The 15700-nt window shown below is 59.7% G+C and carries 11 protein-coding genes; 3 read left to right on the top strand and 8 right to left on the bottom strand.

Annotated features, from left to right (window positions below):
• The first annotated feature begins 154 nt into the window (after positions 1-154).
• The gene (locus OSH03_RS05260; protein ID WP_047073790.1) at positions 155-1750 is read left to right on the top strand and encodes an ABC-F family ATPase; all 1596 of its coding nucleotides are present in this window, start codon (positions 155-157) and stop codon (positions 1748-1750) included.
• 187 nt (positions 1751-1937) lie between these two features.
• Here the strand turns inward: OSH03_RS05260 and OSH03_RS05255 are convergent, their stop codons facing one another.
• Together OSH03_RS05255 and OSH03_RS05250 are read right to left on the bottom strand one after the other, a co-directional pair.
• Positions 1938-4301, bottom strand: coding sequence for a glycoside hydrolase family 31 protein (locus tag OSH03_RS05255; protein WP_266178464.1), 2364 nt, complete (start codon positions 4299-4301; stop codon positions 1938-1940).
• Positions 4302-4318: 17 nt separating this feature from the next.
• Positions 4319-5620 (bottom strand): MFS transporter, encoded by a 1302-nt coding sequence (locus OSH03_RS05250; protein ID WP_266178463.1) that lies wholly within the window; start codon positions 5618-5620, stop codon positions 4319-4321.
• A gap of 288 nt (positions 5621-5908) precedes the next feature.
• On the opposite strand from OSH03_RS05250, the gene OSH03_RS05245 reads away from it, so the two are divergent.
• Entirely contained in the window at positions 5909-6982 is a 1074-nt protein-coding gene (locus OSH03_RS05245; protein ID WP_061098780.1) for a LacI family DNA-binding transcriptional regulator, read from the top strand.
• Here OSH03_RS05245 and OSH03_RS05240 read toward each other — a convergent pair.
• The 4 genes from OSH03_RS05240 to OSH03_RS05225 all read right to left on the bottom strand — a co-directional run bounded on the left by OSH03_RS05240 (position 6979) and on the right by OSH03_RS05225 (position 12690).
• The gene (locus tag OSH03_RS05240) at positions 6979-8235 is read right to left on the bottom strand and encodes a DUF1479 domain-containing protein (protein ID WP_266178462.1); all 1257 of its coding nucleotides are present in this window, start codon (positions 8233-8235) and stop codon (positions 6979-6981) included. The genes OSH03_RS05245 and OSH03_RS05240 overlap by 4 nt on opposite strands.
• A 149-nt stretch (positions 8236-8384) precedes the next feature.
• Positions 8385-9200 (bottom strand): Cof-type HAD-IIB family hydrolase, encoded by an 816-nt coding sequence (locus tag OSH03_RS05235; protein ID WP_061098778.1) that lies wholly within the window; start codon positions 9198-9200, stop codon positions 8385-8387.
• A gap of 153 nt (positions 9201-9353) precedes the next feature.
• Positions 9354-11786 (bottom strand): formate C-acetyltransferase/glycerol dehydratase family glycyl radical enzyme, encoded by a 2433-nt coding sequence (locus OSH03_RS05230; RefSeq protein WP_266178461.1) that lies wholly within the window; start codon positions 11784-11786, stop codon positions 9354-9356.
• A 4-nt stretch (positions 11787-11790) separates the two neighbouring features.
• Positions 11791-12690, bottom strand: coding sequence for a glycyl-radical enzyme activating protein (locus OSH03_RS05225; RefSeq protein WP_266178460.1), 900 nt, complete (start codon positions 12688-12690; stop codon positions 11791-11793).
• Between the two features lie 127 nt (positions 12691-12817).
• On the opposite strand from OSH03_RS05225, the gene fsa reads away from it, so the two are divergent.
• Positions 12818-13480: a fructose-6-phosphate aldolase gene (fsa, locus tag OSH03_RS05220; RefSeq protein WP_266178459.1), complete on the top strand. Its 663-nt coding sequence runs from the start codon at positions 12818-12820 to the stop codon at positions 13478-13480.
• A gap of 89 nt (positions 13481-13569) precedes the next feature.
• Here fsa and moeB read toward each other — a convergent pair whose 3' ends face one another.
• Positions 13570-14322: a molybdopterin-synthase adenylyltransferase MoeB gene (gene moeB / locus OSH03_RS05215; RefSeq protein ID WP_253541335.1), complete on the bottom strand. Its 753-nt coding sequence runs from the start codon at positions 14320-14322 to the stop codon at positions 13570-13572.
• Between the two features lies 1 nt (position 14323).
• On the bottom strand, positions 14324-15556 hold the full coding sequence (gene moeA, locus OSH03_RS05210) for a molybdopterin molybdotransferase MoeA (protein WP_266178458.1): 1233 nt from the start codon (positions 15554-15556) through the stop codon (positions 14324-14326).
• Between the last annotated feature and the right edge of the window lie 144 nt (positions 15557-15700).

Raw genomic sequence — 15700 nt, 5'->3', positions numbered from 1 at the left:
ATATGTGCATTCCCGCTAACAGGGAATTCAGATGTGTACGAAATCACATTTTTTTCGATTTTGTTAAAGTTTAGTGGATTGCCGCAACACGGGATCTCAATTCGGAATTGTGGCATAATGCCGTGTTTATCACACTTTTCGCAGGAATCTCCCCGTGTTAGTTACCAGCAACGTCACTATGCAGTTTGGCAGTAAGCCGCTGTTCGAAAACATTTCCGTCAAATTTGGCGGCGGCAACCGTTACGGCCTGATTGGTGCCAACGGTAGCGGAAAATCCACCTTCATGAAGATCCTCGGCGGTGACCTGGAGCCAACGCTCGGCAACGTGTCGCTCGACCCTAACGAGCGCATCGGTAAGCTGCGTCAGGATCAGTTCGCCTTTGAAGAGTTCACCGTACTCGACACCGTGATCATGGGGCACGCGGAGCTGTGGGAAGTGAAGCAGGAGCGCGATCGCATTTACGCGCTGGCCGAAATGAGCGAAGAAGACGGCTATAAAGTGGCCGATCTGGAAACCCAGTACGGCGAAATGGACGGTTACTCTGCGGAAGCGCGTGCGGGCGAGCTGCTGCTTGGCGTGGGCATTCCGGTTGAACAGCATTACGGCCCGATGAGCGAAGTCGCCCCAGGCTGGAAGCTGCGCGTGCTGCTGGCGCAGGCGCTGTTCTCTAACCCGGACATCCTGCTGCTTGACGAACCGACGAACAACCTGGACATCGACACCATCCGCTGGCTGGAGCAGACGCTGAACGACCGCGACAGCACCATGATCATCATCTCGCACGACCGTCACTTCCTGAACATGGTCTGTACGCACATGGCGGATCTGGACTACGGCGAGCTGCGCGTGTATCCGGGCAACTACGACGAGTACATGACGGCGGCCACCCAGGCGCGTGAGCGTCTGCTGGCGGATAACGCCAAGAAGAAAGCGCAGATTGCGGACCTGCAGTCCTTCGTCAGCCGCTTCAGCGCCAACGCCTCTAAATCGCGTCAGGCGACTTCCCGTGCCCGTCAGATCGACAAAATCAAGCTGGAAGAAGTGAAAGCCTCCAGCCGTCAGAACCCGTTCATCCGCTTCGAGCAGGACAAGAAGCTGTTCCGTAACGCGCTGGAAGTGGAAGCGCTTACCAAAGGCTTCGATGAAGGCCCGCTGTTTAAAAACTTCAACCTGCTGCTGGAAGTGGGCGAGAAGATTGCCATTCTGGGCGCCAACGGCGTGGGTAAATCTACCCTGCTGAAAACCCTGGTGGGTGAACTACAGCCGGACAACGGCACCGTGAAGTGGTCTGAAAACGCGCAGATCGGCTACTACGCGCAGGACCATGAGTACGAGTTCGAAAACGATCTGACCGTCTTTGACTGGATGAGCCAGTGGAAGCAGGAAGGCGACGACGAGCAGGCGGTGCGCAGCATTCTGGGTCGCCTGCTGTTCAGCCAGGACGACATCAAAAAGCCGGCTAAAGTGCTCTCCGGTGGTGAGAAGGGCCGCATGCTGTTCGGCAAGCTGATGATGGAAAAACCAAACATCCTGGTGATGGACGAGCCGACCAACCACCTGGATATGGAATCGATCGAATCGCTGAACATGGCGCTGGAGATGTATCAGGGCACCCTGATCTTCGTCTCTCACGACCGTGAGTTCGTCAGCTCGCTGGCGACCCGCGTGATCGAAATTACGCCAGAGCGCGTGGTAGACTTCACCGGTAATTACGAAGATTATCTGCGCAGTAAAGGTATCGACGGCTAATTTCCCGTCGTCTTTCACGCTGCAGATGCGTTGGCTTCACCTGTTCACCCCGGTCACTTACTTATGTAAGCTCCCGGGGATTCACAGGTTTGCCGCCTTCCTGCAGCGCGAAATACTTAGGGAAAAGCGTCGTGCCTTTATTCCCTCTCCCCGTGGGAGAGGGTTAGGGTGAGGGCATCAGGCCGCACTATACCACCCACTCGCCCCCTTCAACCCCGTTCACCCGCAGCGTACGTTTTTCCCCTACAGGCAGCGACACTTTCAGCGCCTTCCACGCCGGACGATAATCCCCGCGCGCGTTGACCTTCAAATTGATGGTTGTACCGTCGCACACCATTTCCCATTCTACCCACAGCGCATTGCCGTTCTGGTAGCCCCAGCTTTCGCCGTCGTCTTCAAACAGCAGCCCGGAGGTTGTGCCGACGCCTTTCACCGGGAACAGCTTCAGTTCGCGAGTATTGTCTTTTTCAGCGGACACGTGGGTAATGCGTTCGCTCAGCGGAAGAGCGGCACCGGCGCGCACCAGCAGCGGCAGTTTTTCCAGCGGCGCGTCGAGAACGATGGACTGGCCGCCCGCATACCACGCGTGGGTGTAAAAATCGTACCAGCCGGTGTCGTTATCCGGCAGCCACACGCGGCGCTCGCGCTGCCCGGCTTCAACGACGCTTGCCACCAGCAGGTCGCGGCCCAGCAGGAAGTCATCGCACTCTTCGAAGGTCTGCGCGTCGTGCTCGTGGTCGAGGAAGGTCGGGCGCAGCATCGGCTCGTCGTCGGCGTGCGCCTGCCAGAGTAGGGTGTAGAGGTACGGCAGCAGGCGATAGCGTAGCTCAATCGCGCCGCGAATGGCTGGCGTGACGCCCGGGTACATCCACGGCTCGTTCACGGTATGGTCATCGTTCCACGAGTGAATGGTAAAGCGCGGGTGCATCACGCCGTTCTGCACCCAGCGCACGAACAGCTCGGCGTCCGGCTTGTCGCCGGAGAAACCGCCCACGTCGTGGCCGACGTTGAACAGCCCGGACAGGCTCATGCCCAGCCCCATGCGAATGTTATAGCGCAGGGTGTCCCAGTTAGTGCGGTTATCGCCGCTCCAGGTCTGGACGTAGCGCTGCATCCCGGCGCAGCCGGAGCGGGAGATCAGGTACGGGCGCTTTTCCGGCGCGAAACGCTGCTGCGCTTCCAGCGAGGCGCGCATCATCAGCAGCGGCATCACCGGACGAATGTGCTTGATAGCGATCTCCTTGCCGAAGCCGTAACAGCGCGCTTCTCCGTCCCACACTTCATACTCGTTGTTGTCGTTCCAGGTGGAGTCGATACCCATCTCCAGCAGCTGGGTAGTGACGCCGTTCTGCCACCACTGCACCGTCTGCGGGTTGGTAAAGTCGAGGTGCGAGCCTTCGTCATCCCAGAAGCTGGAACGTTCAGGCGCGTCGGTTTCTGAATCACGGATGAACAGGCCGCTCTCCGCCACTTCGTTATAGCGCGGATGGTCCTGCAGCAGGCACGGCTTGATGTTTGCCGCAAGCTTCAGCCCCGCGTCGTGGAAGGCCTGGCTCATCACCTTCGGCTGCGGCACCTTGTCGTAGTTCCAGTTAAAGACGTAGCGCTTGCCGTTGATGGAGGTATAGCCGGACGAGAGCTGGAACGAGTCGCACGGAATGGCGTGCTCTTCGCACAGGCGGATGAAGTTCATCAGCTGGTTTTGCGCGTCCGGCGCGTCGGTGTAGTGCATGGTCGAGCCGCTGTAGCCCAGGCTCCACTTCGGCCCGAACAGCGTTTTCCCGGTCAGGCGCACGAAGGCTTTGGTCACGTCCAGCACGCGCTTGCCGGTAAAAATGTAGTAATCAATATCGCCCGCTTCCGCCTGCCAGCGACGGTAGGCGGTGTGGTAGTTGTCGATCTCGTTGCCCAGATCCAGCCAGCAGCTGCTCAGGTTGTCGTAGAACAGGCCGTAGCTCACGTCGTCGCGGCGGGTGATAGTGAACGGGATGTGCTTGTAGAGCGGGTCGGTGCTGGCCGCGTTGTACCCCATTGCGTCGAGGTTGCGCATCTCATAGCGTTTGCCGTTGCGCTGCAGATCGCCCGCTTTCTCGCCCAGGCCGTAGAAACGCTCGTCCTTGCGGCGGCTCAGATAGTGCGCCACCCCGTCGCCGTGGGCGTTCAGCAGGTAGGCGCTGGTCGGGCGGTCGTTGACCAGCGGCTGCCACTCGCCTGCGTCATTGCGGTAGTGCCACTCCATCCACAGCGGCTGGTGGACGGTCACGCGCAGCTGCTCCGTTGCCACCGTCACTGCGTCACCCTGCTGCGTCAGGGTCCAGGCCGGGCAGGAGAAACCGCTTAAGTCGTCACGACGGCGTCCTTCCCACGGCACGTCTTTTTCCGGCGCGATGCTCCAGGTGCGGTCCAGCGCCAGCTCGCCTTTGCGCTTAATCAGCACGCGGAACAGGTTCTCTTCCAGCACATACAGGCACAGGCGGTGCTGGTTATCCACCAGCAGCTCAAGATGGTTTGCCGACTGCGCGTCAACGGTCCAGTTTTTCAGGGTTTTCATATGCAATACATCCACTATCAGGCGCGCTTGGCGCGACGTTCAGCAATAAATGCTACCAGGAAGAGAGCGCCAATCAGGTCAAAGAAGCCCATGGCAATAAAGAGCGGGTTAAAGCCGATCTTGTCGGCGGTCACCCCGATTAACAGCGAGAACAGGAAGCTGGCGATCCACGCCGCCGAGCCGCGCATGCCGTTGACGGTCGCCATCTGGCCTTTGTCGAACGACTCCACGACCAGGGCGCTCAGCATGCAGGAGATGATCTGGTGCCCGAAGCCGCCGATGGAGATCAGCACGATGGTGATATACGGGTCGCGGGTCACGGCGACGATGGCCAAAGAAATCATCAGGAACGCGCCGGTGACGGAGCTTGCCACCACCGAGTTCACGCGGGAGCATCCGAACCAGCGGGTGTACAGGCGCGTCAGGTAGCCGCTTGCCACGCTGCCGAGGTCGGCGGCGAGGAAGGGCAGCCAGGCAAACATCGCAATCTGCTTCAGGTCCATGCCGTGCTCTTTGGCGAGGTACAGCGGCACCCAGAAGCTCAGCACTGCCCAGGCGGGTTCTGCCATAAAGGCCGGAATGGCGATACCGTAGAAGCGTTTGTTTTTCGAGACGGTTTTCAGCGCGGTCAGGAAGGACAATTTGACCGGTGCAGGTTCGTTATCCTGCTTGATAAACGCCAGCTCGTCGCGGCTCAGGTTCGGGTGCTGCTCCGGGTTGTGGTAGAACGCCCACCAGAGGATCACCCACAGCAGCGCCAGAACGCCGGTAAACATAAACGCGCCCTGCCAGCCGAACGACGCGTGCGCGAAGTAGATGATAGGCGGGGCCAGCATCGCGCCGATGGAGAAGCCCACGCCCGCCCAGCCGGCGGCAACGGGGCGTTCCGATTTCGGGAACCATTCGCCGATGGTTTTGGCGTTCGCCGGAGTGGCGGCGGCCTCAGAAGCCCCCATAAAGAAGCGCAGGATCGCCAGGTGCAGCCAGCTTCCGGCGCCCGCGTGGAAGATACACATCAGCGCCCAGATCCCGGCGCAGACCATAAAGCCAATCTTCAGGCCGATAACGTCAATCAGCCAGCCGCACAGGGGCTGGAAAATGGTATAGGCGATCTGGAACGCGCCGACTATCCAGGAGTACTGCTCGGTGGTGATGCCGAGGCTCTCTTTCAGCTCCGGGGCGAGGATCCCGAGCGAGTTTCGGGTGATGTAGTTAACGGTGACGCCAAGTAAGAACAGCACCAGCACGTACCAGCGCAGGTTCTTGATGACGCGACGGGTTTTGCTTGTCGCAACGGTGTTATTAATGTCCTGACTCATTTTACTCTCCACAAGACGGACGGTAAGGGGACGGAGGTTCAGGTGTCACACAGATTGTTATGCCTTTGATTTCTATCCGTTTAGAATACTTAAGTTGCTATACAACTAGTATGGAAGCTGTGTGACAAGTTCACCTTAGGGAAGAAAATGAGAGGGCAAAAGTGGATTTTGTGCAAAATTTCTCATAACTGACGCAAAACCTCTGGCATGATGGCCTTTATGCCAGCTATTTCCTGACGAATACGCTATGAAAAATTTTTCATTTCGCAAATGGAGCCAGATCACAAAATGGACAAAAGGCTAAAAATCACCGAAATCGCGGCCCGTACGCAGCTCTCCATCAGCACGGTTTCCCGCGTGCTGGCAGGCAAAGCGAATACCAGCGAAAAGGCGCGGGCTAAGGTGCTGGCGTGCGCGCGAGAGCTGGGGGTGATGGACGGCATGGCGGCAGGGCGTTTGCTGCTTAACAGCCTGGTGGTTTTTGCCCCTCAGCGAGCCTTCGACGAGCGGTCCGACATCTTTTACTACCGCGTGATCCAGAGCGTGAGCAAAGGGCTTGCCTCGCACGAGGTTCGGCTGCGCTACTGCGCGCTGGAGGAGAACGATAGCGACGCCCAGATTTTTCTGGCACGCATGAACGAGCCGGATACCCAGGCGGCCATTCTGCTCGGTATCGACGATCCGCACATCCACGATCTGGCGGTGGACGTGGGGAAACCCTGCATGCTGATTAACTGCCGTGACCGCCGCATGCGCCTGCCTGCCGTCGCCCCGGATCATCGCGCCATTGGCGAGCGGGCGGCGGAGTACCTGTTCGAGATGGGGCACCGCGAGGTGATGAACGTGCTGTGCCTGCGTCGCTACACCATGGAGCTGCGCCTGGCGGGGATCCGCGACGCGTGGCACGCCCATAATCTCAGGTTTAACGACAGGCGCGACCTGCTGGTGGTGCCAAGCTTCAGCGCCAGAGAGACGGAGCAGCTGGTTAGCGAGTGGCTTAACCAGCAGCAGGGAAAAGACCTGCCGACGGCGTTTCTGGTAGGCGGGGACTTTATGGCGGCAGGCACCATCAGCGCGCTGCAAAATCACGGTCTGCGCGTGCCGCAGGACGTCTCGGTCATGAGCATCGACGGCTTTAATCTGGCGGCGATTCAGGATGTGCCCTTAACGGCGGTGCATGTTCCCCGCGACGAGCTGGGAACGGAAGCGGTGCATATGCTCCAGCAGCGGCTGATGCGCCCGGACGCGCCGGTAGGGACATTGCTGCTAAACGGCACGCTGGCCGTGCGGGAGTCGGTACGGCGGATACGTCAGGGGAAACGACGCACCGCCGTGGAGCGGGAAGGGCTGTACGACAGTTAAGCCATGCCCAGCGCGCGCTTGCCGTGGATGTTGAGATCGTTCACGGTAAAGCGGTCCTGCCAGCTTTTTTCATAATCCTCGCGCGGGAAGTCTCCCGGCGACGCGCCGGTTTCCAGCGCTTCCTTGACCTTTTTCGCGTAGGCGAGGTTTTTCTCGCACATCGGTGCGGCGGGGATGTACATCACGTTGCCCCAGCCCTGCTGATTTTCCACCGGCGCGACGGAGTGGATCACGTCGCAGTGCCACCACACGGAATCGCCCGCCTCCAGCGCCGGAATGCTGGTCAGCGCCTCGACAAGCAGCGGGTGCCATTTCTCGGAAATCGGCAGCACGCGCCCCGGCGCGACGCCGCAGAGTTCGTCTTCCGGCACGTCGTCCAGCAGCGGACGCAGCAGTATATAGGCCATCGCTTCCGGGATCGGCACCACGTGCAGCAGCCCCTGGCCGGGGATCATGTCCGACAGCGCCGTCCAGCCCTGGAAGGTGCGGAACACCGAGCACTTGGTGGTGTTATCCACGGTGTACTCTTCCACTTCGGTGCGGTGCGCGGCGTTCCACGGATCGTATTTCTCGACGTTGCCGTCAAACACGCGGGCAAACACCTGCTGATAGGCCGGAAGCAGCCAGCGCTCCAGCGCGCCGGAATCGGTGTGCGCGCCCAGCCCTTTGGAGGTCGTTCCCGGCGGGCGGCGGCGGATGCGGTCCGGATAAATGACGCTCACGTCCGGGTCGAACCACTGCTTGCCGTTGCTCTCGAATGTCCATAAACGGTTCAGGAACGACTGCACCTGAGCCATCTCTTCGCTCTGGCGCGCCTGCATCTGCGCCTGCGACCAGTAGATCGGGTAAATCTCCGGGCGGGAGGCGGTTAAGGTGCCGAAGAAGTTATCGCCTGGCCCTTTGTAGACCTCGTCAAACTTGTTCACATCGAGGTAGTCGAGCATCGACCGATCCCACGCCAGCGCCTGCTCGCGCGGGAAGTGACCTTTAATCACCGCGCAGCCGCGGCGCTTAACGGCCTCGCGCTGTGCGTCGGTAATCGTGCCGTTTTTCACATCTGCAAACGGAATCACCGGCCAGACGGATTCACCTTTGTTTTTAAGGGCGTTGATCTCCGCCACGCGGGTGGCAATTTTATCGCTGAGCTTATTAAACACCGCCTGCACGTCGCCGATCTGCGCGCGTAACTCACGTTTTAACTGACGGATTGCCGCTTTGTGGTCCGCTGGCAAGGTTTCACTGGTAAAGGTCATAGCTGCCTCGCATCTTTCATTCGAAAGTAAAAATGTCTGCAAGTGATACTTTAAGTTAAAAATAAGTTAATGCAAGTTTAAAAACTTGACGCAAGCCACAGGACGGAAAAAGAGTGAGAGGCCGGAGCGAGGCTCCGGCGAGGAAAGGATCAGACGTCGAAAGGAGAGTGGTTGTCGAGCACGGCTTGAATCACGTTCAGCGCGCCCTGATGGTTGTTGTCGTCGGTGCTGTAGCGGCTGATTTCTTTAATGCTCTGCGCCGCGTTGCCCATGGCAAAAGAGTATTTTACCAGCTTCAGCATCTCGGCATCGTTGCCGCTGTCGCCAATGCCGACGCACTCCTGTGGGGAGATTTTCCAGCGTTTCAGCAGGCGGCTAATGCCGTTGGCTTTGTGCAGGCCGGGGATAATCAAATCGACAAAACCAAAGCCGCTGGTGACAGGCTTCATGATGCCGTCCAGGGAGACGTGCAGTTTATCGACCAGGTTCGGGATATCGCTGTCCGGCAGGTTCAGGGAGAACTTAAATAGCACGTCGTCGATTTCGCGGTAATCGCTGATGCGCTTTAGCCGGTGATAGTGCTTTGACATCAGCGCCACGAAGGCGTCCGGGGCTTTGTCGCTCACGTAGGCGCTCTCCAGACCGCAGGCTACAAAGTTCAGCCCTTTGTCTTTCAGCAGTTCGCCAATAACGATCTGCGACTCATGGCGGGTCAGCTCGCCGTGGAACACCTGTTCGCCGTGGTCGAACACCAGCGCGCCGTTTTCCGCCACGAAGGAGATCTGGTCTTTCAGCTCGGGGAAGAAGGAGATGAGCTGGTAATACTGGTTGCCGCTGGCGACAACGAATTCGATATCGCGGGATTTAAGCTGCTCAAACTGTGCCTGGAAGCGGTCACGATCGTACTGCTTGGCATCATCAAGGAAAGTTCCGTCCATATCGGTGACGATAACTTTAACGGTCATACTGTGCTCCTGGGTCACTGCGTTTTGAAACATTCTAATAACAAGGTGACGGGGAGCACAAATTTAATTTCATTCGAAAGTAAAAGCAAAACGGCAACGAGGTTGCCGTTTTTAGTGTTTTCTCCCTCTCACCGTGGGAGAGGGGATTGATTGCTACAGCGTATGCTCAGTACGCGCAATGATATCGTCCTGCGCATCCGGCGACAGGGCGGTGAAGAACGCCGAGTAACCCGCCACGCGCACGACCAGGTCGCGGTACTGGTCCGGGTGTTTTTTCGCTTCCAGCAGCGTTTCGCGGGAGACGATGTTGTACTGAATATGCCAGCCCTTATGCACCTCAAAGAAGGTACGCAGCAGCACCATCAGCTTCTGGCGATCGCTGTCGTTTTCCAGCGTCGACGGGTTCAGCTTCTGGTTTAGCAGCACGCCGCCCAGGATCGCCTCGGTAGGCAGTTTACCGACCGAGCCGATCACCGCCGTCGGGCCGAGGTGGTCCGTACCGGAGGCCGGGCTTGCCCCTTCCGCCAGCGGGGTATGCGCCTTACGTCCGTCCGGGGTCGCCATCGTTGCCGCGCCAAACGGCACGTTGGCGGAGATAGATGACGTGCCCGCGTAGTAGTTACCGCCAATCGGGCCGCGGCCGTAGCGCGGGTTGTGGTACTGCTTCAGCTCCTCAATGTAGGTCTGGTAGGCGCGCGTCAGCAGCATGTCCACGCTGTCGTCGTCGTTGCCGTACTTCGGCGCGCCGTTGATCAGGCGCTGGCGCAGCTGCTCGTGGGTCAGCCCGTCGAAGTCATCCGCCAGCGCCGCCGCCAGCTGCTGCTGACCGATAGCGCCCTGCTCAAACACCAGCTTTTTCACCGCCGCCAGGCTGTTGCCAAGGTTGGCGATACCCACCTGCAGGCCGGAAACCCAGTCATACTTCGCGCCGCCCTGCTTGATGCTTTTCGCACGTTCGATGCAGTCGTCCACCAGCGCCGAGCAGAGAATGTCGTGGACGTTCTCCTCCAGCATGGTGTCCACCACGTACTCGATCTCGATGGATTTGCGGGTGTAGTAGCGGATCTGGCTGTCCCACGCCGCCATCACTTCCTCGAAGTTATCGAAGTTGCCGGCAGAGAGCGCTTTCTCCTGCGGCAGGAACACCTTGCCGCTGGTGGCGTCGCGGCCGCCTTCCAGCGCGGCGAGCATCACGCGGGCAAAGTTGATAAAGCTCATGCCGGTGCAGCGGTAGCCCCACTTGCCGCCCACCGCGGTTTCGATACAGCCGATGGCCGCGTAGTCATAGGCGTCGTCGCGTTCAACGCCGAGCTTGATGAATTCCGGGATCACGATTTCATCGTTGTTGAACGCCGGCATGCCGAAGCCGCAGCGGATCACCTGCACGCAGGCGTCGAGGAAGTCGTTGCTCATGCCCGCGTGGTAGCGCACGCTCAGGTTCGGCTGGGTGGAGCGCAGGCGACCGCAGGACTCCAGAATCGCGTAGGAGAGCGGGTTCACCGCGTCCATCGGCTCACCGTTGACCAGCTTCTGGCCGCCGATGGTGACGTTCTGGTACAGCGGGCTGCCGGCTGAGGCCTTGGAGTGCGAGCCGGAGCGGATCTTGTTCACTTCCAGCAGCTTCAGCCAGCAGCTGTGCAGCAGCTCGATGGCGTGCTCGCGGTCCAGGCTCTGGTCCAGCTCCACGTCGCGGCGGTAGAACGGGTACAAGTATTGGTCCATACGCGCGAAGGAGACGGAGTGGCCGTTGGACTCAATCTGCAGGATCAGCTGAATGAAGTAGCACAGCTGCAGCGCCTGCCAGAAGGTTTTTGGCGGCTCGTGGGCAATCACGTCGCAGTTTTCCGCCATCGCCAGCAGCTCGTCGCGGCGGCTTTCGCGGGTTTCCGTAGACGCCATTTCACGCGCCAGGTCTGCAAAGCGTTTGATGTGCAGGCTGACGGCTGCCAGCACGATATCAATTGCCTTCAGGAACTGATCGCCGTGCAGGTCTTCCAGCACCGTCAGGTTGATGCGCGAGCGGCGCTCGGCCACCTTGGCGCGCAGGCCGTCGAGACCTTTTTCCAGCACCAGCGGGAAGTTCACCGCCAGGTGCGCGTCACCGGAGGTCATATTGCCTTCGGCTTTGATGATGCCAGTTTCCAGCAGGCCTTTCTGCTCGTCGGTGAACATGCCGTAGCAGCGGTCCTGCACCGTCTGGCCGCGCCACCACGGGCAGATTTCATGCAGCACGCGCTTGTTCTCTTCGCTCACCGCAAAGCCCGCGCCCGGACGGTCCGCCAGATCGTCAATCTCTTTCTCAATCCAGGAGACGGTGTATTCCGGGAAAATCGGCGCGGCGCGCACTTCGCTTGCCTGGTTGCCGATAATCAGCTCGTCGTGCTTGATCCAGATGGTGCGTTCCGCCAGGTGATGCGCCAGCGCCAGGGCGCGACGCACCGGGATCGGCTTGTCCATGTGCTGCTGGTACATTTCGGTGTAATGCTGCGCGCGCTCGGTGCAGACCGGCGGCTTAACGATATGCACCAGCGCCATTTTATGCGCTTTAATACGTTCGCTGAGGGTGTTGAGATTCAGGGTGGTCATAGGTTTATCCTCGTAAGGTCGCGGTTAACCCTTTCTGGCAGGCGTACTGCTGCGCGAAGTCCAGCAGGGCAGGGTTATCCAGCGGTTTGTCAGGGGCAGAGTAGGGTTGGCCGAGCAGGTTGTATTTGTTCATGCCCAGCGTGTGATATGGCAGAAAATGAATATCGTCGACGCCAAGTTCATCGGCGGCGAAGTTGGTAATGGCAGTGATGGACGCTTCATCAGCGTTAAAGCCCTGGATGAGCGGCACGCGAATGGTGATCTTTTTCCCGGCTGCGGAGAGGCGCTTCAGGTTGTCCAGGATCCGCTTAGCCGAGCCGTCCGTCCACTGCTTGAACACTTCACCGTCGACGTGCTTCAGGTCGGCGAGGAACAGATCGACGTACGGTAATGACGGCTCAATATAGTGCCACGGCACGTGAAGGCAGGTTTCCACGGCGGTGTGGATCCCCTGTTCGTGGCTGGCCTTAAACAGGGCGTGCGCCAGCGCCGGGTTCATAAACGGTTCGCCGCCGGAGAGGGTGATCCCGCCGCCGCTGCGGTCGTAGAAAGGTTTGTCGCGCAGCACGGTGGCCATTATCTCGTCCACCTGCTGCTCTTCACCGCAGACGGTAAGCGCCTGCGTCGGGCAGCAGTCGGTGAGGGCATTAAGCGTCTCTTCACTCAGCTTTTCGCGGTGGATAACCAGGCCATTGAGCGCGCGTTCGATACAGCCCGGCGCCGCCTGCTGGCACAGGTCGCAGCCTTCCAGACACAGGCGTGCGTCAAACAGCACGTCCCGGCTGCGGGAGCGGCTTTCCGGGTTCTGGCACCAGCGACAGCCCAGCGAGCAGCCTTTCAGGAACACCACGGTTCGAATACCGGGGCCGTCGTGAGTGGAGTAACGCTGAATATTGAAGATCATACTTTTGCCCTCAAGTTGCATATGAAGATTAAATTACTTTCGAATGAAAGTTATCTTGATGCAGGTCAACTCTTGAGCAGGTTTTATCGTGATAGGGTAAGTGCAGGCTAATTTTGAGGGTGACATCATGGAACTTTATCTCGACACATCTGACGTTGCGGCAGTCAAAAAGCTGGCGCGTATCTTCCCGCTGGCGGGCGTGACCACCAACCCAAGCATTGTGGCGGCAGGTAAAACGCCGCTCGACGAGCTGCTGCCCGCGCTGCACGACGCGATGGGCGGTAAGGGCCGTCTGTTTGCCCAGGTAATGGCAACCACCGCCGAAGAGATGGTGGAAGACGCGCGCAAGCTGCGCGCCATCATTAACGACCTGGTGGTGAAGGTGCCGGTGACCGCGGAAGGGCTGGCGGCCATTAAAATGCTGAAAGCGGAAGGGATCCCGACGCTGGGCACGGCGGTGTACGGCGCCGCGCAGGGGATGCTGTCCGCCCTGGCGGGAGCAGAGTATGTCGCCCCTTACGTCAACCGCGTGGACGCGCAGGGCGGGGACGGGATTCAAACCGTGATTGAGCTGCAGCAGCTATTGACGCTGCACGCGCCGCAGTCAAAGGTGCTGGCCGCGAGCTTCAAGACCCCGCGTCAGGCGCTGGACTGCCTGCTGGCAGGGTGCGAGTCCATCACGCTGCCGCTGGACGTGGCGCAGCAGTTTATTACTTCCCCTGCGGTGGATGCGGCGATCGTGAAGTTTGAGCAGGACTGGCAGGGGGCGTTTGGACGGACGTCGATTTGATGGGTGCGGCCTGATGCCCTCACCCCAACCCTCTCCCACAGGGAGAGGGAGCAAACACTAAAACGGCAACCTGAAGGTTGCCGTTTGTTTTAACCTCCACAAACCTCACACCCCGGATTACGCATCAGCTTCATCTCGCGGAACTGGCAGGTCATCGCGTCATACATCACGATTTTTCCCGCGGCAGGCGTGCCGTAGTGCGCCAGGACTTTGATCGCTTCCATCGCCTGTAACGAACCAATTACGCCAACGAGCGGCGCCATCACGCCCGCCTCGACGCAGGTTAGCGCGTTCTCGCCGAACAGGCGGCTCAGGCAGCGGTAGCAGGGTTCACCGTCGGCGTAGGTAAAGACGCTGATTTGCCCCTCCATGCGGATGGCCGCGCCGGAAACCAGCGGCGTTTTATGGGTAAAACAGCCCGCGTTCAGCTGGTTACGAATCGCCACGTTGTCGGTGCAGTCCAGCACCAGGTCGTGCTGCGCAATCTGCGCGGACAGCGCGTCGTCATCCAGCATCGCGTCAATCAGGGTGAATTCACAATAAGGGTTAATGCGCGCCAGCGCCGTGCGGGCGGATTCCACTTTCGGCTGGCCCACCGTCGCGTCGCAGTGCAGCGTCTGGCGCTGCAGGTTGGACACCGACACGGTATCGAAATCCAGCAGCGTCATGCGGCCCACGCCCGCTGCGACAAGGTACTGCGCGGCGGCGCAGCCCAGCCCGCCGAGACCGACGACCAGCACATTGGCTGCCTTAAGCGCTTCCTGGCCCTCAAAGTCAAACCCGCGCAGCACGATCTGGCGGTTGTAGCGCATCATCTCCTGGTCGCTCAGCTCCACCGTCATGTTAGCCTCCGAAAAGGTGGTTAAAGCGCTCGACCTCAACCCATTCACCTGCTTCCACGCTGCCGCGCTCGCGCTCCAGCACGATAAAGCAGTTGCCCTGGCTGAAGGAGCTGAAAATGTGCGAGCCCTGGTGGCCGGTGGTGCTCACTTCAAGCTCGCCGTCCGCGTTGCGCGCCAGAATGCCGCGCTGGAAATCGAGGCGACCCGGTGATTTTTTCAGACGCGTGGCGGCACGCACGCGCAGGCGTTCCGGTAGCGGGCTGGCTTTGTTGCCGGAAAGCTTCGCCAGCAGCGGGATCGCCAGCTGGTAGAAGGTGAGTGCCGCAGAGACCGGGTTACCCGGCAGGCCGCAGAACCAGCTGTGCGGAAGCTTGCCGAAGGCGAACGGTTTACCCGGCTTGATCGCCAGCTTCCAGAAGGCGATTTCGCCCAGCTCTTCAAGAAGGGTTTTGGTGTAATCCGCTTCGCCAACCGATACGCCGCCGGAGCTGATGACCACATCGGCGACATTATCCGCCTCGATAAACGCGGCGCGCAGTTTTTCCGGATCGTCTGGAATAATGCCGAGGTTAATCACCTCGCAGCCCAGCTGCTCCAGCATCAGGTGCACCGCCAGACGGTTGGTATCGTAAATCTGACCATCCTGCAGCGGCTGGCCCGGAAGCTGCAGCTCGTCGCCGGTGGAGAAAACGGCAACGCGGACCTTACGGACAACGTCGACTTCGGCGATGCCGAGCGACGCCAGCACCGGCAGTTCACCTGCCGTCAGCTTCTGCCCGGCGGCAAAGACCGTTGCGCCAAGGGTGATATCTTCGCCGGTACGGCGGATATTCTGACCCGCTTTGACGCTGGCGGTAAAACGCACCCCGTCGTCGGTCTGTTCGGTCTCTTCCTGCATCACCACGGCGTCGCAGCCAGACGGTACCGGCGCGCCGGTCATGATGCGCACGCAGGTGCCCGCCGGCCATTCGCCGCTAAACGGCTGGCCCGCAAACGCTTTACCCGCCACCGGCAGGGCGTTGCCCGTCTGGAGATCCGCCAGGCGCACCGCGTAACCGTCCATCGCGGAGTTATCGAACCCCGGCACGTTCATCGGCGAGACGATATCGCGCGCGGCAATACGACCAAAACAGCGCACAAGCGGCAGCGTCTCAACGTCATGCAGCGGAGAAATACGGTCAAGCATCTGCGAGAGTGCCGTCTCAAGCGGCATCAGTCCGGCGGTAAAATCCATGGTGGGCTCCTGCGGAGTAACAACGAAAGCGTCCATTATGGCAGAAAAGTGCGGCTAACTGTATGACCCGATGGGTGTACGCTTTACATCACTGTTGCGTCTTTCTATATTCAAAAATCATCTGAAGTTTCATCGACGATAATG

It is taken from the genome of Enterobacter nematophilus (assembly GCF_026344075.1).
GTDB lineage: Bacteria > Pseudomonadota > Gammaproteobacteria > Enterobacterales > Enterobacteriaceae > Enterobacter > Enterobacter nematophilus.
This window is presented reverse-complemented; position numbering and strand designations above follow the sequence as displayed.